A 19115-nucleotide genomic window follows, 5' to 3' on the forward strand; every position below is an offset into this window, starting at 1 on the left:
GGCGTCAGGGTGCGGAAGTCGGGGTCGGCGTTGATGTTGCCGAAAAGGCCAGCATCTGGATGCCATCCACATCTGCGTAGCTTGAGCGTGGCAGCCAGTTCGGCATCGTCCGAACAAGCAGGGCATCGCCGGTCAGATAGAGACGACCGGCTTCAATCTCACGCGCAATAGTAGAGCGGCCGAGAAACAGGGCGTGCCATGACGGCTTGGTCGTCTCGACATAAAGATCAATGTCGACATCCGGAATGCTGACACAAACTTCAATCTCGGCCCCCGGATCAGCAACCAGCCAATAGTTCGGATACGGACCCGACTCGTCGGAGAAGTGGCAGCGGATGACGACGCGACGGGCAGGAAGCGCCTCGCGCTTAATGTGCTTCTGGAAAGCCCACATCATTTGCGACAGGTCGCTTTCGGCAAGGGCGATATCCGCGTCGATGTTGCGCTGCGCCCAGATCGAGAGCGCATCCATGATGGGCTCCAGATCAATCGCTTTCTGGGTGCGAACATAATCGACCGTGCCCTTGCCCGCGTCCTCAATCCGTTCGATCAACCCGGCATCCTTCAATTCCTCCAGCCGTTTCGACAGCACCCCGGGAGAGATGTTGCCGACTGCGCGTCGGATATCGCTGAAGTGGGTATAGCCGTTCCAGATCTGGTTGAGGATCAGGAGGGTCCAGCGCGGCTCGATCAGCGCACAACCCTTGGAGAGGGCACAGATTGATCCATAGGGCTTGGACGGCATGGCGGCGCCTCCTGATCCCCGATCATAGCGGCGGGCCGCCCTGGCAGGCCAGTTCGAAATTCGTAGCGCCTTGCTACAGTCCCTGCACTGGCCGCGGAAAGGCATGCAGGAGCAGGATTGTCCCAAGGTTTCCGGACGAAGGAGATGCAAAATGGAAAAGATCGCAACAGGACGAAGCCCGGCACGGCTGCTCTCACCGGCGATGGATGTATTGCTGCGGTTGGGTGAATGGAGCCGTCGGCGGCACGTCAAGGCATCATGCGGGCCGCTGTCCGATGCGCTGCTGCGCGACATGGGCCTGATACGCGTGGACGTGGAGGCCGCGCTGGACATGCCGCTGGACCAGAACGCCTCGGACAAGATGATGCGCGAGGCCATGGCGCGGGCTGGGAACTGGTAAGAAAAGCGCCCAGTCCCTGGTGGGGACCGGGCGCTAGCTCAGACTATCGGACAGATCAGATCGCCGACTTGATCCAGTTTTCCAGCGCGGCCTTGGGGGCGGCGCCGACCTTGTTCGAGATGACCTGGCCATCCTTGAACATGAACAGCGCCGGGATGCCGCGCACGCCGAGGACGGCGGGGCTGTCGGGGTTCTCGTCGACGTTGACCTTCACGATCTTCACCTTGCCCGCGTATTGGGTCGCAAGCTCTTCCAGCGCCGGGCCGATCTGGCGGCAGGGGCCGCACCATTCGGCCCAGAAGTCCACGACGACCGGAATCGCCGATTTGCGGACTTCGGTGTCAAAGGTGGCGTCGGTGACTGCGACGGTGGCAGCGCCCATGATCGTTCTCCTACGGGATTTGTCGGGTAATGAAGGTATGGAGGCAGGGGCGGAACGTCAAGGGATCGTGGTTCGGGCAAAGGCCTGCCTCACGATCTCGGGATCGAGGCGCATCAGCCTTGGGGCTTTCGTCCAGAGCACGGCAGTTTCGATCCGGCGATCGGGGTAGATTTGCCCCAGCATGTGCGCATAGGCACCCATCTGGCGCAGGATGCCCTCGGGCGTGGCCTCGGGGCGGCCGGGAATCACAGCGTTCGACTTGTAGTCGATGACAAGGACCTGCCCGGCGGTGATGACCAGCCGGTCGATGGTTCCGGCAAGCGTGTGGTTGCCCCATGGCGCGGTGACGGCGACCTCGGCCAGGGTATCAGTGCCGAAATACGGGCAGAGATCCGGATGCCCCAGCACCAGCCGGGCCTCGGCCAGGGCGTCAGCGTGACGTAGTGGGTCGGCGACAAGCGTTGCCGCGAAGGTCTCCCACTTGCCGGGATCCAGCCCCGGCAAGCGTTCGAGCAGCAGGTGCAGCGCCGTGCCCCGCGCGCGGGCTTCGGCTTCGGGGAAGAGCGGCTCGCCAGGGAGGGCTTTGGCGCCGCCAAGAGCGGAGGGGGACAGGACTTGCCGCACGCGAACCGGGTCGGGGGCGGGAAGCCCGGTCCAGGCCGGAAGCGGTATGCTTTTCGCAGCGGGCGCGCCGGTCCGCGCCGGATCGGGCCAGTTTCCGAAGGCGTGGCGTTGCACCCCATCCTGGATCGCAACGGCCCCGGCCGCCCCGAGACCGGCAGTAACCAGGTTGTGCCAGCAGTCCGCCTGCGTTGTCTTGCCCGCCCCAGCGACCACCAGCCAGCAGCGGGCACGGGTCATTGCAACATAGAGAAGCCGAAGCCGCTCGGCCGCCTCGCGTTCCTTGCGGGCGGCTCGTTCGGCGGCGATCAGGGCAGGGCTTTCCTCGGTGCCGACCTTCCAGACCGGCGCACCGTCTGGCAGGCGATAGATCTGGTCCTGATCGCGCGGCGCGCGGTCACAGGTGTCGGGAAGAATGACGACCTCGGCTTCCAGCCCCTTGGCGCCATGGACGGTCATTACCCGGATGCGGCTGCCCTCGCCATCAAGCGGGCGCTTCACCTCGACCTCGTCCGTTTCCATCCATGTGAGAAAGCCTGTCAGGCTGGGGACGTCAGATGCCTCATAGGACAGGGCCTGCGAAAGAAGCTCGTCGATGCCGTCCTCTGCCTCGGCCCCCAGACGGCCAACCAGCTTGCGGCGGCCGTCGTGGCGGTGCAGGACCCGCTCGATCAGGTCGTAGGGGCGCAGGAAATCGGCCTGCCGACGCATGTCATTCAGGAAGGTCTTCGTGGCGTCGTGGCCGGGATGGTCGCGCAGCGCTTCCCAGAGATAGCCCCTGCGCGGTTGCGCAAGCCGGAACAGGTCGGCCTCGGACCAGCCGCAGAGGGGCGAGCGCAGGACGGCAGCAAGCGACAGGTCATCCTCGGGCGTGTCGAGGAAGGCGAGGAGGGCGGAGAGGTCCTTGACCGCCAGTTCGCCACCCAGCTTCAGCCGATCGGCCCCGGCGATGGGAAGACCGAGCGCCTTGCAGGCACGGATGATCTCGCGGAACAACTCGGACCGGCGCTGCACGAGGATGAGGAAGTCGCCGTAGTGGATCGGGCGGTCAGGCTTGCCGGCTTGGGGGATCTGCTCGCCGCTTTCGACACGGTCGCGGATCCAGCAGGCGATGCGTTCCGCCAGCGCGACCTGGGGATCCTCGGGATGCGGCGTGTCGAGCGGTTCGTACCAGGGGCCGGGCTCGGTCTTTCCCGCCTTCTCGATGACCGGCCAGACATCGACCCGTCCGGGCAGACCGGCGTTGTATGCCAAGTGGTGCGACCCGCCGCCAAGGGCATCGTGCTGGGCCGGGGTGAAGGTCCGGTCGACAACCGAAAGGATCGCGGACGAGGAGCGGAAGGAATGTTCCAGCGCGCCTTCCACCAGACCCGGCCCACCGGCAAGCCGGGTGCCGAAATGGCCGCGCATCCGGTCGAAGGCGGCGACATCGGCACCCTGGAAGGAATAGATCGACTGCTTCTTGTCGCCCACGACAAACAGCGTCCGCTCCCGCGTGGTTGCACCTTCCCCGGCGATCAGTTCGGCGGCCAGCGCCTCGATCAGCTGCCACTGGTCGGGACTGGTGTCCTGGGCTTCGTCAACAAGGATGTGGTCGATGCCGCCGTCCAGCCGGTACAGCACCCAGGCGGCAAGTGACGGATCGGTGAGCAGGGCCTTGGCGCGGGTGATCAGGTCGTCGAAGTCGAGAAGACCGCGCGCGGCCTTGCGGGCGGCGTAGGCGGGCAGGAAGACGGCCGCGAAGTCGTGCAGGGCAAGGGTCTTCGCGGCGGCGGCAAGTGCCTTCTCGGCATCCCGGGCGTCGCCGACACGCTGCATGAAGTCGTCGAAGTCGTGGGCAAGATCGCCCATCGCGGTGCGCACCTTGGCTGTCGGGACCTTGGCGAAGTTGGGGCTGCCGTCCTTCTTCAGGAGCTGGGCGTAAAGCACCTCCAGATCGGTCCGGGCGGGGTTCTGTATATTGATCCCGGCGAGTGCGGCCGCCAGATCCTGCATCGTCTGCGACCCGGCGCGCATCAGCGGCAGGCATTGCGCGATCAGCCAGTCCTCCCCGCCATGGAAGGCGAGCTTCAGGAAGTGGTCGTCGGTCACATCCGCCGGAAGTCCGAACAGAGTCAGCGCGGCCTGTCGGGTCAGCGGCGTGCCGAAGGCGCTGCGGTGGCCTGCGATCTGATCGACAAGGTTGCCGAAATCCTCGCCGTTCTGCACTTCGGTCAGGCGGCGAACGACCTGCGCATGGCGACCGTCGGCCATTTCCTCGACGATCTCGGCCCGCATGAGCCTTGCGGCGCGGTCGTCCATCTCGGTGAAACCCGGGGGGACGCCGGCTTCGAGCGGGAAGCGGCGGAGCAGGCTGGCGCAGAAGCTGTGGATGGTCTGGATGCGGAGGCCGCCGGGCGTTTCGATGGCGCGGGCGAACAGCTGGCGCGCGCGGGACAGGCGCTCCGGCGGCAGGGCGTCTTCGCCCAGTGCCCCAAGGGCCAGGCGCAGGGCGGGCTCGGGCATCATGGCCCATTCGCCCAGCCGCTTGAACAGCCGGTTCTGCATCTCGGAAGCTGCGGCCTTCGTGTAGGTCAGGCACAGAATGTGTTGCGGTTCGACTCCGCCCAGCATCAGGCGCGCCACGCGGTCGGTCAGCACGCGGGTCTTTCCCGACCCGGCATTGGCCGAAAGCCAGGTGTTGCGGGCGGGATCGGCGGCGGCGATCTGGCGGGTGGAAGCGTCGTTCATGCCAGGTCCTCGGGTGACGGATCCTCGGTCATGTCCCATTCGCCGAAGCGCGAGAGATGATCGTAGTCGCTGACATCTCGCACGGATTCCAGCGCACGCCGGGCGGTGTAGCCCTGGCCGGGGCGGGAGTAGCTGGCCATGAGTCGGCCGAACTCGGACCAGATTTCCGTCACGTCGCCGGGGTCAAGCTCGGTGCTCTGGATGTCCAGCACGGCCTTCAGCCCGACATAGGACAGCCGTGCCACCTCTTGCGGGCCAAGCCCCGGGAAGCCGCCGCCCTCGGCCATCGCGGCGGTCAGGAACAGCTGCTTGTCGAAGTGCTTCTGCTGCGCGGGCGTCGGCGGCGTGCCGGTCTTGTAGTCGATCAGGTAAAGCCGCCCGTCCGGAAGCCGGTCGATCCGGTCGGGCTTGCCGGTCAGGGTGAAATCCAGGCCCGGCAACGTCACTGCGCCCTTTTCCTCCAGAAGGACCGGCGCCCCCCCGGTCGAGGCCGAGAAACCAAGGAAAGCATCGGCAGCCTTGGCGATGCGGCTGCGCCAGATCGTGCGCGCCAGGGGCCAGGCCACCCGCTTGGCAAGGACCGTATCGGTGATTGCCAGCAGGGTGTCGCGGTCGCCCCCGCCGCTGCGCAGGAAGATTTCGAGGATCTCGTGCAGCACGATCCCGCGGAGGCGAGGGTCGGCCTCGGGGCGCAGCGGGTCCAGCGGACGCAGCTTCAGGACATGGCGGGCGTAGATCGCATAGGGATCGCGGACCAGTGTCTTGATTTCGGTAACGGAGAGCTTCTTCGGTCGGGACGCGACCGGCGGGCGCGGGGACGGGCGTCGCTCACGCGGCGTCTCGGGCGCCTGGTCGAAGGCTTCGGCCAAGTCCAGCCAATCGGTGCCCCGCGCACGCATCGCCTTCAGCGCCTCGGGGCCATCGCGTTCAGGCAGGCCCTCCATCAGGTTCATCAGCCGGTTCAGCCAGCGCGAGGGCACGGTTTCCGCCTCTGCCCCCCGCCTGGCGCGGGAAAGGACCACCCGCCTCGCCGCTACGGCCTGCTGGTAGTCATGTGCCGACAGGCCGATCCGGCGTTCGGGCAGCAAAAGCCCCGCCTCCTTCCGCATTGCCCGGTTCAGCCAGGGATCGGGCGTTGGCTGGGCGGGCCAGATGCCGTCGTTCAGCCCGCCAAGCACCACCAGATCGGCCCCCTGCACCCGGCTTTCCAGCGTCCCCCAGATCATTATGCCGGGATGCACGCTTTCCGTCTCGCGTACCTCGTGCCGGTTCAGCACGCCCAGGAACAGGCCCGCATAGTCGGCAGGCGTCATCTCGCCCCCGGCCCCGGCTTCGGCCTGAAGCTCGGTGACGGCCTTCAGCGCCTCTTCCCCTGCGGCCTTTTCCCACAGCTCGCCCGTTCCGGCCTCGGCAAAGCCGCGCGCCAGTGCTTCGGACAGCACCAGGTGCATGGCCACGAACTCTTCCAGCGACAGTCGCGAAACAGCCTCGTGCCCGCAAAGCGTGGCGGCAACGATCCGCGCCCAGTCGGCGGCGCGTTCGTGCGTCTGGGTCGCAGCCCAGGTTTGCACGCTCTCGGCCGTCGGGAATGCGGGACCGTGGCGCCGCAGGTGCAGCTCGAACTCGCGGGTCAGGATCAGGTGCGGGCCACGTCCCGGGCCGGAGAAAGCCAGCGGATGCTTGAGAAGCGCCAAGAGCGCATCGCCGGTCAGCTTCTGGCCGAACAGTGCCGCCACTTGCCGCAGCATTCGGCCCGGCGCCGACAGGGCCAGGGGACGCCCGGCGGAATCGTCGGGGCGGATGCCCCAGCGGTCGAGCGCCGCCGTCACCCGGCGGGCAAGGTTGCGGTCGGGCGAGATCAGCGCGGCACGGGTTCCGGTCTCGGCCGCCTCGCGCAGGACAAGGGCGATGGCAAGGGCCTCGGACCTTTCTCCGGGCGCCTCGATCAGCGTCAGGCCCTGGGTTGCAGCGGGCAGGTCGGGCAGCTTTGGTCCTTCGCTCAGCCACTGGTCGGTGATCGGCGCGGGCCGCAGCGACAGCGAAATCAGCCGGTTGCGGTCGGGATCGGGGGGCGGGGTCTCGGTCCAGCGACGGATCGCCCTGTGGTCGCAGCCAAAAAGGTCCATCACCCGGCGGAAGCGGTATTGCGGGTGATCCTCGGCGGTCAGCGCGTCGTCCATGCTGTCCCAGACGGGTGCGGGCAGGTCGAAATCGAAGCCGGGAAGGACAACCGCACCGTTCGGCAGGCGGGCGATGGCCTCTGCCAGAAGCGCCGTCGTCCCGCGCGAGGCGGTGGAACCGGCAAGGATCACCGGATGCGCCGGGGACGTCGTCGCCCATGTTTCGGCAAGCCGGGTCACGGCGCGGCGCAGGATGGCTTCCGCGTCGGGGCTTTCGTCCGACAGCGCTTCGGTCACGATGCCAAGGAAGGCCTGGGTCCGCGCCCAGTGCGCCGAATGGTTGGCAACGTCGAGCGCCGCGATCCGCGCCGGACTGACGCCTTCGCCCTGCATCTCCTCCATCAGCGTGGCCAGGCTGTCGGCAAGGTCGTAGAGCGCCGTGCGAGGGAAATGCGTGGTCCCGGTCGCGAGCAGCCGGTCCAGCAGGACCGAAAGCTCCAGTCGCCGCCGCAGGGGCGAGATCGGCGCCGGGAGCGCAAGATCGGCCAGCGGGGCCGTCTCGGTGACAAGCAGGATGCGCGGCAGCAGCCGGGCGCCCGATGCCTGGAACACCTCGCCCACCCGGCGCCGCATGCGCTGGGTGTTGACGATCAGCGTGACCCGCGCCAGCGCTTCGGGCGGCTGGCCATTCCCGCGCTGCAACAGGCCCGCGACCAGCTCGGCGGGGAAATCCGCGCCGGGCGGCAGGGCGAAGAGGTTCGGGGGCTCAGCCATGTCCGGCAGAATGGAGGAGCCGCTCGGCCGCCGCAATTCCCTCCGGCTGGCCGACATCGCACCAGCCGCCGCGATGGACAAGACCGAACGCCGTCCCGGCGGCAATCATCGCGTTCCAGGGCAGGTTCAGCGAGAAGACTGCGTCGGGGGTGGCCCTGATCCGCGCGGGATGAATGATCTGCGCGCCGATGTAGACGTGATCCTCGCCGCCCTGGCCCCGGGAAATCCGGCCGTCGGCGTCCAGCCGGAAATCGCCCTTCGGCCCATGGGCAAGCGTGTCCTCCAGGGGCAGGAGCAGCAAGAGCGCCTCCATCCGGCTGCCATCCCAGGCGGCGGACAGTTCCAGAAGCGGACTCGCCCCGGTCCAGATGCCGTCGCTGTTCAGGATTGCGACGGGACCATCGCCAAGCTGCGGAAGCGCCGCCTTCAACCCGCCCCCGGTTTCAAGGATCGGTCCGGGTTCATGGCTCAGGATGACGCCCTTGCCGGCCAGGTGCGCGGCCATCTGCGCGGCACGGTAATGGGTGTTGACGATCGTGCGGCGCACGCCTGCGGCATGGGCGACGTCAAGGGCATGATCGATCAGCGGGCGGCCCGCGACCGGGATCAGCGGCTTGGGCATGTCCCGGGTCAGCGCGCCCATGCGGGTGCCGAAGCCCGCAGCGAAGATCATCAGCGGGAAGGGGTAGTCGGGCATTGGCGGGCGATCTTCTGCAATAGGTCGGGTGTGGGAGCGGGCAGGACGGCGTCGCAGACCGTGCGAAGCCCTGCAAGGGCGGGATGGGACAGGTTCTGCTGCAACTGGCCCCAGACGCGGGGGATCAGCGGCAGATACTGCGGCTTGCCCGCGACGAGGCAGAGCCGCGCAAAGACGCCAAGGATGCGCAGGGCGCGCTGGGCCCCAAGCGTGGCGTAGTGGGCGGCAAAGGTCGCGGGGTCCGCCCCGGTGGCAGCGGCGAAACGGGCGACCATCGCGGCTTCGGTTGCGGTGGCGACATCGCGACGGGCGTCCTGCAGGAGGGAGACGAGGTCGTAGCCGGGCTGGCCGAGCTGGCCGAGCTGGAAGTCCAGCAACCCGACCCGCGCCATGCCGCTTCGGCCGGGCAGCCAAAGCAGGTTCTCGGCATGGTAGTCGCGCAGGATCAGGACGCGGGGGCCGTCGGCATGCGCGCGCAGGGCGGTGGTCAGGGCCGAGCGGAAGGCGGCGGGGTCCGGCTTGGTGCCCGTCGCCGCAAAGGCATACCAGTCCAGCGCGAACCCCGCCCCGCGGGCCCAGTCCTCGGCCGAGAGGTTCGGCAGGCCGGGCGGGGGGCTCGCGCGTTGCAGACGCAGAAGCACGTCCACCGCCGGGGCGTACAGCTCCGCCTCGCGCGCGGGGTCGGAGGCAAGGAGGCGGGCGTAGAGATCATCGCCAAGGTCTTCCAGCAGGAGAAGGCCGCGCGGCAGGTCCTCGGCCAGGATCGCCGGGGCGGACAGGCCAAGGGCGCGCAGGTGGCGGGCCATGCTGGCGAAGGCCACCGGGTCGTCCGCCCCGCCGGGCGGGTTGTCCATCAGCACCGCTGTCGACGCGCCGCGCTGTAGCCGTTCATAGCGGCGGTCCGACGCATCGCCCGCCAGGTGACGGCGCCTGGCCGCGCCCCAACCGGCTTGGGCCAGGAACCCGGCAATCTCGCTCGCCCGGTCAGCCATGGGCAAATGCCCCGGCCAGGTGCGGCCGACCGCCGGTGATCATCGCCCGGCGTCCCTCGCCCGCCGTGTCGAGCCGGATGCGCAGCGCCTCGGGCGGCACATGTGCGCCCAGCCGGTCGGGCCATTCCACCAGACAGATCGCCGTTTCGAAGGCATCATCGAGACCCAGTTCCCAGACCTCGTCCGGGTGGGTGAGGCGATAGAGATCGGCGTGCCAGATCTCGACCGCCCCGGCCTCATAGACCTGAACCAGGGTGAAGGTCGGCGAAGGCACCTCTTCCTCGCGGCCCAGCCGGGCGCGGATGAAGGCGCGGGCGAGGCAGCTTTTCCCGGCGCCGATCGGGCCCTCCAGCAGGATGGTGTCGCCCGGCCGCGCCAGTCCGGCCAGCCGGCGACCGAGTGCTTCGGTCGCGTCGGGACCGGGCAGGTCAAGCGTGAATGCGGCGTCGGTCGGCATGGCGCGACTGTAGCGGCGGGGCGGGCCGCCGCAAGCCTCAGGCCGAAAGAAGCCCCGCCCCGCCCGCGTCCTTCAGCCCGGCAACGGCGATGCTGCCCTGCATCCGAAAGGTGATCAGCGTCGCCCCCCCGGTCAGCGAGCGGAACCGGCACAGGACCAGCCGACCGTCGAGCAGCCGCACCTCGCCTTCCCAGGGCGTGCGATCCCCGGCACTGGTCACGAAATCGGTCGCGTCGTCCCACAGGAGCGTTGGCGCGGCATGCTCCCGCCACCAGGTGCAGAGCGTGGCGATGCTGGCTTCGGACAGAAGGACCTGGGGATCGTGTTGCCAAAGCTGGGCATAGGCATGGTTCGACATGACGAGCTGCCCCCGCGGCGAGAAGACCGCGACGGCATCCTCGACCGCGTCGATCACCGACTGGCCAAGTTCCAGGTCTGCCCGGTAGCGGCGCGTCCGCGACATTTCGTTCGAGATGTCCTCGAACATGAAGGCCAGCGCCCCGTTCGGGTGCGGGCGCCCGATGACACGGTAGGTCTGGCCGCCCGGCAGGCTCCATGTCTCCTCGAACAGGCCCATGGTGGCCTCTTCCTCCAGCCGGGCAAGCTGCTTGCGCCAGCTGCGATAGTCACGCGGTTCCGGGATCATCGCCTTGGCGCGCATCGCATCGAGGAAGGCGTTGAGCGTCGGGCGCCCGATCAGCATTTCCGGGGCGAGCGTGGTGAGGTCGGCAAGGGCCGGGTTGAACATTTGCAAGGAGCGCGAGCGGTCGAAGATCGCAAGGCCGATGGGGAGGTCGGCAAAGGTCTTGGTCAGGGTCTGCATGAACTCGCGCAGGGCCGTTTCCGCCTGCACCGCCTTGTCGGCGGCAAGCGCGTAGCACAGCATCTCGTCGCCCTGGGGCATCCGCACGAGGTCGAACCATTCCGTGCCGCTGGGCATCTGCAGCTTCAGTCGCGGCAGGCGGGACGAGGCGGGCACCGAGGCATCGAACATCTTCGGCAAGGGCCAGGACAGGTCCTCCCCCTCGGGCAGAAGTTCGACTGCGCGGATGAGATAGGCGTGATTCGCCCAGATCACCGCGCCGTCGGCGGCCTCTTTCCAGATCAGCACCGGGGCCCGGGACAGGACTGCGCGCTGGGCCATCACCTCCTGCTGCAGGGCGGCGGCAGAGGCGGCGTCCCCCTGCCCGGACCGCATGACCGCCTCGCCACCGTCCACCGTCAGCCGGGTAAGGCCCGACAGGTGCTGCGCCTTCATGACCAGCGCCGGAGAGGTGCCAGGCTGCGAGGGGATCTGTAACTGGCCGATCCGGGGCAGGGCGGCCAGCCGTTCGGAAAGATTGGGAAAATCCGCGCCGAATCGGGCGACCAGCCGCGACCAGGCGCGGCTGTCCTCGCCATCCGGCAGCAGTGCCCGGGCGGCGGGCGTGGCATCGACCAGACGCTCGCCATCGAAGAGGAAGGCCACTTGCGACGGGCTTTGGTCGAAGATGCTGGGCGCCAGGACCGCGCGGCGCGATTGCCAGGCAGCCAGCAGTGCCAGCGCGGACATCGCCACCAAGAGCGCCGTCAGCACCTGTCCCAACGCCATCGACCATTCGCCCGTCATCTGGACCCCCCGGAGTGAACGCATCCCGGAAAGCCTAGGCCGCCAACGGTTAACCGCCCGTTAACCGCGCTTCAGCTTTCGATCCGGGTGTTCTCGCCGAGGCCGCCGGAACTGGCGGGCGGGACAAGATCGGTTGTTGCCCAGACCGCCTCGACCACGGCGCCGGAGCGCTCCGGCCGGTTCTCCGGCGCGAGGAACGGGTCGGTCGCATTGGCAAAGGACAGATCGGCGCCCGACCGCTCCAGCAGCGTCTTCGCGATGAACAGGCCAAGGCCCATGCCTTCGTAGCCGGGGCGTTTCTCGGCCTCCGTGTCGGCCCGCCGCGCGCGCACGAACGGGTCGCCGATCCTTCCGATCACGCTGGGGGGGAAGCCCTCGCCGTCATCGGTGATGCGGACGATGATGCGGCGCGAGGTCCATTCTCCCTCGATCCAGATGGTCGAGCGGGCGAAGTCCACCGCGTTCTGCACCAGGTTTCGCAGGCCGTGGATGATCTCCGGGCGGCGCAGGATGGTGGGCTGGAAGTCTTCGCCGTCCTGTACCGGGACGAAGGAGAACTCCACCCGTTTGCCTCGCGCCAGGTGCGGTTCGGCAGCTTCGCGCAGGACGGCAGACAGGGGGGCCTGGCGCAGGTGGAGGTCGTCCTTTCCGGCCCGCCCCATGTCGCGCAGGATGTCGCGGCAGCGGTCGGCCTGTTCCCGGATCAGTCGGGCGTCCTCCTGCAGCTCGGGCTGGCCGGCCAGTTCCTCGATCAGCTCGGCGCTGACCAGCTTGATGGTGGCCAAGGGTGTGCCCAGCTCATGCGCGGCGGCGGCGACAACTCCGGCCAGGTCGGTGAGCTTCTGCTCGCGCGCCAGCGCCATCTGGGTGGCAAGCAGCGCCTCGGACATGTGGCGCATCTCGGTGGCCACGCGGCGGGAGTAGAGGCCGAGGAACAGGATGCCGATGACGATCGAGAGCCAGAAGCCGAAGGCGAAAAGCCGCGGGATGACAAGCTCGGAGCCGTCCGCAAAGCGCAGGGGCAGATACCAGAAGACCGCAGCCGAAACGGCAAGGATCGCCAGCGCCCCAAGGACCACGGTCGAGCGCAGGCGCAGCGTGCTGGCAGAAATGGTGACGGGGGCCAGCACCAGGATCGCGAACGGGTTGGTCAGCCCGCCGGTCAGGAACAAAAGGAACGCCAGCTGGCCAAGGTCGAAGAGCAGGGTCAGGAAAGCCTCGGCCTCGCTCAGCCGCCTGTTTTGCGGGAACAGCATGGAGAGGACGAGGTTGGCGATCACCGAAAGCCCGATCGCCAACATGCAAAGGCCAAGCGGCAGTTGCAGCCCGTAGGCCTGGCTGGCAACGAGGATCGCGGCGACCTGGCCGGCGATCGCCATCCAGCGCAGCAGGATCAACGTGCGCAGTCGGACCATGTTTGCCCCGGCGTCATGGGCCGGACTACCGGGTGTCGCAGTGACCATTCTGTGAGCAGGCATCTTGCTGGACGGGTTGACCATTGTTACGGGTCGGCGCATCTGAGATCAATGCGGCCCGACAGGCCCCGGAGGTATCATCATGACAAAGCTCTATGCCGGCGTGGCCGCTGCCGCCGTTGCCGCCTTTCTGGGCGCCTCGGCCTGGTATGTGCTGGCCAACCGCGGCGACGACGCCTTTGCCGAATGCCGCCAGGGCCAGGTCGCGGGCGGTGACATCGGCGGTCCGTTCACGCTGGTCGATACCTCGGGCAAGACCGTGACCGACAAGGACGTGCTGACCAAACCGGCGCTGGTCTATTTCGGCTACACCTTCTGTCCCGACGTCTGCCCGCTGGACATGGCCCGCAATGTCGAGGCGGTGGACAAGCTGGACGCCATGGGCCTGGACGTGACTCCGGTCTTCATCACCATCGACCCTGACCGGGACACCTCCGAAGCGCTGGGTGACTATGCGGCCAACATGCATCCGAAGCTCGTCGCCCTCACCGGCAGCGCCGATCAGATCAAGACGGCCTCGCAGGCCTACAAGACCTTCTACAAGAAGCGCGAGACGGGGGACGAATACTATCTGATGGACCATTCGACCTTCACTTATCTGATGCTCCCCGGCGAAGGTTTCGTGGATTTCTTCCGCCGCGAGATTACGTCGGACCAGATGGCGGAAAGCGTTGCTTGTTTTGTTAAGGCAGGCAAAGCTGCACAATGAATCCCCGCGGCTGAGACCAGGAAAGACGCATGACCGAAGACCTCACCGATCTGGGACCGGACCCGACCCTTCTGCTTGTCGACGATGACGAGCCTTTCCTGAAGCGGCTGGCGAAGGCGATGGAAAAGCGCGGCTTCCTGACGGAAACCGCGCAAAGCGTGGCGGAGGGTCGGGCCAAGGCGATTGCGCGTCCTCCGGCCTATGCGGTGGTAGACCTGCGGCTGGAAGATGGCAACGGGCTTGAGGTGATCGAGACGCTGCGGGAAAAGCGGCCCTCGTGCCGGATTGTCGTGCTGACCGGCTATGGCGCGATTGCGACCGCCGTTGCGGCAGTCAAGATCGGCGCGGTCGACTATCTTTCCAAACCCGCAGATGCCAATGATGTGACCAATGCGCTCCTGGCAAAGGGTGGCAATCTGCCCGAGCCTTCGGAAAACCCGATGTCCGCCGACCGGGTCCGGTGGGAACATATCCAGCGTGTCTATGAAATGTGCGACCGCAATGTTTCGGAAACCGCGCGCCGCCTTTCTATGCATCGCCGCACCCTGCAGCGCATTCTTGCTAAACGAAGCCCAAGATAGATATCTATTGTTGCGCATATGACCTAATGGCCCTATTCAAGTCATGTCTTTATCCGAGGGGGATCAGACATTGAACATCGACTTGAATACGCTTTCCCTGAAAGAGCTGAAGGACCTGCAATCGCAGGTGGCAAAGGCGATTGCCGGGTTTGAAGATCGGCGCAAGCGCGAGGCGCTTGCGGAGCTGGAAGAAAAAGCCAAGGCGATGGGCTTTTCGCTGGCCGAGTTGACGGGGGTCCCGGCCGGACGCAAACGCTCGCCTTCGGTGGCGAAATACGCAAATCCGGCAAATGCTGCCGATACCTGGTCGGGCCGCGGACGCAAGCCGCGCTGGTTTTCCGAGGCGCTTGCCAAGGGAAAGAAGCCGGACGACATGGCGATCTGAGCGTCAGCTCTGCGATTTGAGCCATTTCAGGAATGCCCGGGCCACAGCACGCTTTGGCCCGGGCAAAGTCACGATGAAATAGGCCGGAAGCTTTTCGCGGCTTTCATGAACGATGCGCAACCGCCCTTCGGCGACATCGGATTCCAGAAGCGCGACACTTTCGACGACAAGCCCCAGCCCCTGACGCGCCGCCGCGATGGCCAGTTCCTCGCCGCTGATGTCGGTGCGGCTTAGCGCATCGGGATCAAGCTCCAGTTGCCGCAGATAGGCGTCCTGCTCCGCCCAGGTCCGCGACAGGATCCAGTCCATCTCGCGCATTTCGTCGGCAGTCAGCCGCTCGCGGTCGCCGATCAGCGAGGGTGCGCCGGCAATCACCAGCCGGGCCGAGGCAAGATAGCTCGTCTCCACTCCCGGCCAGTCGCCGTTGCCATAGCGGATCGCCAGGTCCATCCGTTCACGGTGCAGGTCGACGACCTTGCTGTCCGGATGCAGAGACAGGCCAATGTCCGGCTGCCGTTCCCAGAAATCCTTCAGCCGCGGCATCAGCCATTGTGCTGCAAAGCTGGCGGTCAGCGTGATCCTGACCGGGCGATCCGCTTCACCCGCCCGCAGGGCCTCCAGCCCGCGCTGGAAGGCGCCGAACCCTTCGGCCAGCGCCTCGGCCAGCTGCTCGCCATCGACCGTCAGGCTGACGCCGCGCCCCTCGCGCTGCACCAGCGGACGGCCCAGCTGATCCTCCAGCGCGCGGACCTGCTGGGCCACGGCGGCATGGGTCACGTTCAGCGCCCGCGCGGCCTGGCTGAAGTTCCGCAACTCTGCCGTTGCCGCGAAAGCCCGCAGCGCGGTCAGGGACGGGATACTGCGCCAGTCTGTCGCCATATGTTAGCCTGCCTAACAGTCAATCAGCCTTAATGAATCGTATCATGCCAAGGTTTATGGCAAAAGAGATCATCGAAAGCCGAAAAGGAGAAAGGCCATGTTGAATATCTTCGCCGACGCGCTGATGATCGCGACCCGCTTCGGGCGCGCATCCGAGGACTACCTGCCGCGCCATTACCCGCGCCGGTCCCCGCGCGAGTTCCAGGACGACGCGGGCCTGCGCACCGCCGATCACCTGCGGCACACGGGGCGCTGATGCCCTGTCGCCGTCAGCAGGCGGCCAGCAGCCGCGCAACTGTCGAAACATAGTCCGTCCGCACCTCTGCGGGCGGACGAAGCCGTATTTCCAGCCGGTGAACCAGTTCCGGCACGGGCCGTCCGAACAGCTTGTCGGCCTCCGCCTCCCTGAACCCCGCGATCCGCACTGCCTCCAGCCAGGCCGAAACCTTGTCCGCCGCCTTGATCGCCTTCTTGATCGGCGCGGGCAGCACCGCAGGCAGGCCAAAGCGCAGATGCACCGCCGCGGTCAGACGCCGGTCCAACTCGCCATAGCCGGGCCCCACGGCCGCCTTCACCGGGCTGATCATGTCGCCGATCACATATTCCGGCGCGTCATGCAGCACCGCCGCCAGCCGCCATTTCGCCGCGATGCCGGGATTGTCGCGGGCAAAGATCTCCTCGACCAGCAGCGAATGCTCGGCCACCGAATAGGGCCAGTCGCCCCGGGTCTGTCCGTTCCAGCGCGCCACGAAGGCCAGGCCATGCGCGATATCCTCGATCTCGATATCGACCGGAGTGGGGTCCAGCAGGTCCAGCCTGCGGCCCGAGAGCATGCGTTGCCAGGCGCGGGGTTGTTTCATTTGGCGGCCTTTGTTGTCTGCGTCGGTGATCAATGCTATCTGCCCGCGCAACCCAGGATCAAGGAGAGCGCCAAGATGGCGAAGGATTACATCGTCAAGGACATCGCCCTGGCCGACTTCGGCCGCAAGGAGCTGACCATCGCCGAAACCGAAATGCCGGGCCTGATGGCCTGCCGCGAGGAGTTCGGCGCGTCGAAGCCGCTGAAAGGCGCGCGCATCGTCGGCTCGCTGCACATGACGATCCAGACCGCCGCGCTGATCGAAACCCTGGTTGCGCTTGGCGCCGACGTGCGTTGGGCCTCTTGCAACATCTTCTCGACCCAGGACCACGCCGCCGCCGCGATCGCCGCCGCCGGTATTCCGGTCTTTGCCGTCAAGGGCCAGACCCTGACCGAGCATTGGGATTACCTTGACCGCTCGTTCCTGTTCCCCGAAGGCGCGAACATGATCCTGGACGATGGCGGCGATGCGACGCTGTACGTCCTTCTCGGCGCGCGGATGGAGGCGGGCGAGGATGTCCTCGCCGTGCCGCAATCCGAGGAAGAAGAAGTCATCAAGCTGCAAATCCAGAAGCGGATGAAACAGTCGCCGGGCTGGTTCGCCAAGACCAAGGCCGCGATCCAGGGCGTGTCGGAAGAAACCACCACGGGCGTCCACCGCCTGTATGACCTGCACAAGCGGGGCCAGCTCCCGTTCCCGGCGATCAACGTCAATGACTCTGTGACGAAGTCGAAGTTCGACAACAAATACGGCTGCAAGGAATCGCTGGTCGACGGCATCCGCCGCGCCACCGACACGATGATGGCCGGCAAGGTCGCGGTTGTCTGCGGCTATGGTGACGTGGGCAAGGGCTCGGCGGCCTCGCTGCGCGGCGCTGGCGCCCGGGTGAAGGTGACGGAAGTCGACCCGATCTGCGCGCTGCAAGCCGCGATGGACGGCTATGAAGTCACCCTCCTGGAAGACGAGGTCGCCAGCGCCGACATCTTCATCACGACGACCGGCAACCGTGACGTCATCCGCATCGAGCACCTGCGCGAGATGAAGGACATGGCCATCGTCGGCAACATCGGTCACTTCGACAACGAGATCCAGGTCGCCGCGCTCCGCAACCACAAATGGACCAACATCAAGGACCAGGTGGACATGGTGGAGATGCCCTCGGGCAGCCGCATCATCCTCCTGTCCGAAGGCCGCCTGCTGAACCTTGGCAACGCCACCGGCCACCCCAGCTTCGTGATGTCGGCCAGCTTCACCAACCAGGTGCTGGCGCAGATCGAGCTGTGGACCAAGGGCAAGGACTATGCGCCGGGCGTCTACATCCTGCCGAAGGCGCTGGACGAAAAGGTCGCGCGGCTGCACCTGAAGAAGATCGGCGTGAAGCTGACCGAACTGCGCAAGGAGCAGGCCGATTACATCGGCGTCAAAGTCGACGGCCCGTTCAAGTCGGACCACTACCGTTATTGATTCGCGATCCGGCCCGGGGTCAGACGACGAAAGTCAGACGACGAAAGTCAGACCTGGGCCGGTTCGCCTTCGGGCGACTTGGCCTCGACCGGAGCTTTCTGGGTCAGAAGCCCCCAGAGAAACCCGTTCGTCACCGACTGCATCCCCAGTGCCGCCAGCACCGCGACCAGCGAGGCCGTGCGGGTGATCGTTCCCGCCTCCAGCGGGCCGAACCCGCGTGAGGCCCAGAAGCCCACGGACGCAACCGTGGCAAGGAACGCCATCAGCAGGAAGACCGCGCCGATCTGGCAGGCGGTATCGACCGACAGTTTCGCACGCAAACGCTCGAACCGGGGCGAGGTTGGCAGCAGGCCCATCCGCACCGCGAACAACCGCGCGAGGGCATGGAACCAGACCAGCTGGAACCCGGTCATGATGAAGGTCGCGGCAAAGATCAGCGTGCCGGTGTCCAGCGTCACCCCGCCCAGCGTCACCGGCGCGAACAGGAGCGGCAGGAACAGCGCCCCGCCCAGCGCCAGCAGCGCAAGGCCGGGATACAGGAAGATCGAGAACGGCGCGAAGGTCAGAAGCAGCTTCAGATGCCGCCAGCCATCCCGCCACGACCGCAGATGCGGCGGGCGCGACCGGCCGTCGGGTGACAGGGTTGTCGGAACCTCGGCAATGTTCAGCCCGGCTAGCGAGGCTTTCATCACCATTTCCGACGCGAACTCCATCCCCGGGCTGGTCAGCCCAAGCTTCAGAACGGCGGCACGCGAAAAGCCCCGCAGGCCGCAGTGGAAGTCGCCGACCGGCGTCCGGTACAGCACCCGACCGATGGTCGACAGGACCGGGTTGCCCAGATAGCGGTGCAGCGCAGGCATGGCGCCCTTGGCGATCCCGCCCTTGAAGCGGTTGCCCATGACCAGATCGGCCCCACCGCGCAGGCGGCTGACAAACCCGTCGAGCTGCGAGAAGTCATAGCTGTCGTCGCTGTCGCCCATGATCACGAACCGGCCCCGCGCCGCCGCGATCCCGGCACCCAGCGCCGCGCCATAGCCGCGCTGCGCCACCGGCACCACCACCGCGCCCAGCACCTGCGCAATCGCCTGGCTGCCATCGGTCGAGCCGTTGTCGGCCACGATGATCTCGCCCTTGATGCCGGACGTCTCCAGATATCCCCGCGCCTTTTCGATGCAGACGCCCAGCGTCTCCGCCTCGTTCAGGCAGGGCATCAGGATGGAAAGCTCGATCATCGG

At 66.9% G+C, this 19115-nt stretch carries 18 protein-coding genes; 6 read left to right on the plus strand and 12 right to left on the minus strand.

Annotated features, from left to right (window positions below; genetic code table 11):
• Positions 1 to 4: 4 nt before the first annotated feature.
• The gene (locus tag JNL31_RS10360; RefSeq protein WP_294972965.1) at positions 5 to 745 is read right to left on the minus strand and encodes a helix-turn-helix domain-containing protein; all 741 of its coding nucleotides are present in this window, start codon (positions 743 to 745) and stop codon (positions 5 to 7) included.
• Positions 746 to 896: 151 nt separating this feature from the next.
• Here JNL31_RS10360 and JNL31_RS10365 point away from each other — a divergent pair, with 151 nt between their 5' ends.
• Positions 897 to 1145: a hypothetical protein gene (locus tag JNL31_RS10365; RefSeq protein WP_294972966.1), complete on the plus strand. Its 249-nt coding sequence runs from the start codon at positions 897 to 899 to the stop codon at positions 1143 to 1145.
• Positions 1146 to 1200: 55 nt separating this feature from the next.
• Here JNL31_RS10365 and trxA read toward each other — a convergent pair whose 3' ends face one another.
• The 8 genes from trxA to regB form a co-directional block, all read right to left on the minus strand.
• Positions 1201 to 1527, minus strand: coding sequence for a thioredoxin (gene trxA / locus JNL31_RS10370; protein WP_294972967.1), 327 nt, complete (start codon positions 1525 to 1527; stop codon positions 1201 to 1203).
• 57 nt (positions 1528 to 1584) lie between these two features.
• Positions 1585 to 4878: a double-strand break repair helicase AddA gene (gene addA, locus JNL31_RS10375; RefSeq protein ID WP_294972969.1), complete on the minus strand. Its 3294-nt coding sequence runs from the start codon at positions 4876 to 4878 to the stop codon at positions 1585 to 1587.
• Entirely contained in the window at positions 4875 to 7772 is a 2898-nt protein-coding gene (gene addB / locus JNL31_RS10380) for a double-strand break repair protein AddB (RefSeq protein WP_294972971.1), read from the minus strand. The genes addA and addB overlap by 4 nt, the downstream gene beginning before the upstream one ends.
• Positions 7765 to 8469: a nucleotidyltransferase family protein gene (locus tag JNL31_RS10385; protein WP_294972972.1), complete on the minus strand. Its 705-nt coding sequence runs from the start codon at positions 8467 to 8469 to the stop codon at positions 7765 to 7767. Before JNL31_RS10385 ends, addB begins: the two co-directional genes overlap by 8 nt.
• Positions 8445 to 9461 carry a phosphotransferase gene (locus JNL31_RS10390; protein ID WP_294972974.1) on the minus strand — a complete coding sequence of 339 codons (1017 nt, stop codon included), beginning with the start codon at positions 9459 to 9461 and terminating at the stop codon, positions 8445 to 8447. The genes JNL31_RS10385 and JNL31_RS10390 overlap by 25 nt, the downstream gene beginning before the upstream one ends.
• A complete protein-coding gene (gene tsaE / locus JNL31_RS10395; protein WP_294972976.1) occupies positions 9454 to 9918 on the minus strand; it encodes a tRNA (adenosine(37)-N6)-threonylcarbamoyltransferase complex ATPase subunit type 1 TsaE in 465 nt (154 codons plus the stop codon). The genes JNL31_RS10390 and tsaE overlap by 8 nt, the downstream gene beginning before the upstream one ends.
• Before the next feature lie 37 nt (positions 9919 to 9955).
• Entirely contained in the window at positions 9956 to 11527 is a 1572-nt protein-coding gene (locus JNL31_RS10400; RefSeq protein WP_294972977.1) for a PAS-domain containing protein, read from the minus strand.
• A 71-nt stretch (positions 11528 to 11598) separates the two neighbouring features.
• Positions 11599 to 12990, minus strand: a complete 1392-nt coding sequence (regB, locus tag JNL31_RS10405; protein WP_366928938.1) for a sensor histidine kinase RegB — start codon at positions 12988 to 12990, stop codon at positions 11599 to 11601.
• A gap of 94 nt (positions 12991 to 13084) precedes the next feature.
• Between regB and JNL31_RS10410 the strand changes: the two genes are divergently transcribed.
• From JNL31_RS10410 to JNL31_RS10420, 3 genes are all read left to right on the plus strand, one after another.
• Positions 13085 to 13711 carry an SCO family protein gene (locus tag JNL31_RS10410; protein ID WP_294972980.1) on the plus strand — a complete coding sequence of 209 codons (627 nt, stop codon included), beginning with the start codon at positions 13085 to 13087 and terminating at the stop codon, positions 13709 to 13711.
• Between the two features lie 29 nt (positions 13712 to 13740).
• A complete protein-coding gene (locus JNL31_RS10415) occupies positions 13741 to 14292 on the plus strand; it encodes an ActR/PrrA/RegA family redox response regulator transcription factor (RefSeq protein ID WP_294972982.1) in 552 nt (183 codons plus the stop codon).
• 70 nt (positions 14293 to 14362) lie between these two features.
• On the plus strand, positions 14363 to 14677 hold the full coding sequence (locus JNL31_RS10420; protein WP_294972984.1) for an H-NS histone family protein: 315 nt from the start codon (positions 14363 to 14365) through the stop codon (positions 14675 to 14677).
• A 3-nt stretch (positions 14678 to 14680) separates the two neighbouring features.
• Here JNL31_RS10420 and JNL31_RS10425 read toward each other — a convergent pair whose 3' ends face one another.
• Complete coding sequence (locus JNL31_RS10425; RefSeq protein ID WP_294972985.1) at positions 14681 to 15556, minus strand: LysR family transcriptional regulator; 876 nt, start codon at positions 15554 to 15556, stop codon at positions 14681 to 14683.
• A gap of 97 nt (positions 15557 to 15653) precedes the next feature.
• Between JNL31_RS10425 and JNL31_RS10430 the strand changes: the two genes are divergently transcribed.
• Positions 15654 to 15812, plus strand: a complete 159-nt coding sequence (locus JNL31_RS10430) for a hypothetical protein (protein ID WP_294972987.1) — start codon at positions 15654 to 15656, stop codon at positions 15810 to 15812.
• Positions 15813 to 15825: 13 nt separating this feature from the next.
• Here the strand turns inward: JNL31_RS10430 and JNL31_RS10435 are convergent, their stop codons facing one another.
• The gene (locus JNL31_RS10435; RefSeq protein WP_294972989.1) at positions 15826 to 16416 is read right to left on the minus strand and encodes an HD family hydrolase; all 591 of its coding nucleotides are present in this window, start codon (positions 16414 to 16416) and stop codon (positions 15826 to 15828) included.
• A 75-nt stretch (positions 16417 to 16491) separates the two neighbouring features.
• On the opposite strand from JNL31_RS10435, the gene ahcY reads away from it, so the two are divergent.
• Positions 16492 to 17880, plus strand: coding sequence for an adenosylhomocysteinase (gene ahcY / locus JNL31_RS10440; protein WP_294972991.1), 1389 nt, complete (start codon positions 16492 to 16494; stop codon positions 17878 to 17880).
• A gap of 47 nt (positions 17881 to 17927) precedes the next feature.
• Here the strand turns inward: ahcY and JNL31_RS10445 are convergent, their stop codons facing one another.
• On the minus strand, positions 17928 to 19112 hold the full coding sequence (locus JNL31_RS10445) for a glycosyltransferase family 2 protein (protein ID WP_294972993.1): 1185 nt from the start codon (positions 19110 to 19112) through the stop codon (positions 17928 to 17930).
• Positions 19113 to 19115 lie beyond the last annotated feature (3 nt).

Source organism: Tabrizicola sp. (genome assembly GCF_016792905.1).
GTDB lineage: Bacteria > Pseudomonadota > Alphaproteobacteria > Rhodobacterales > Rhodobacteraceae > Tabrizicola.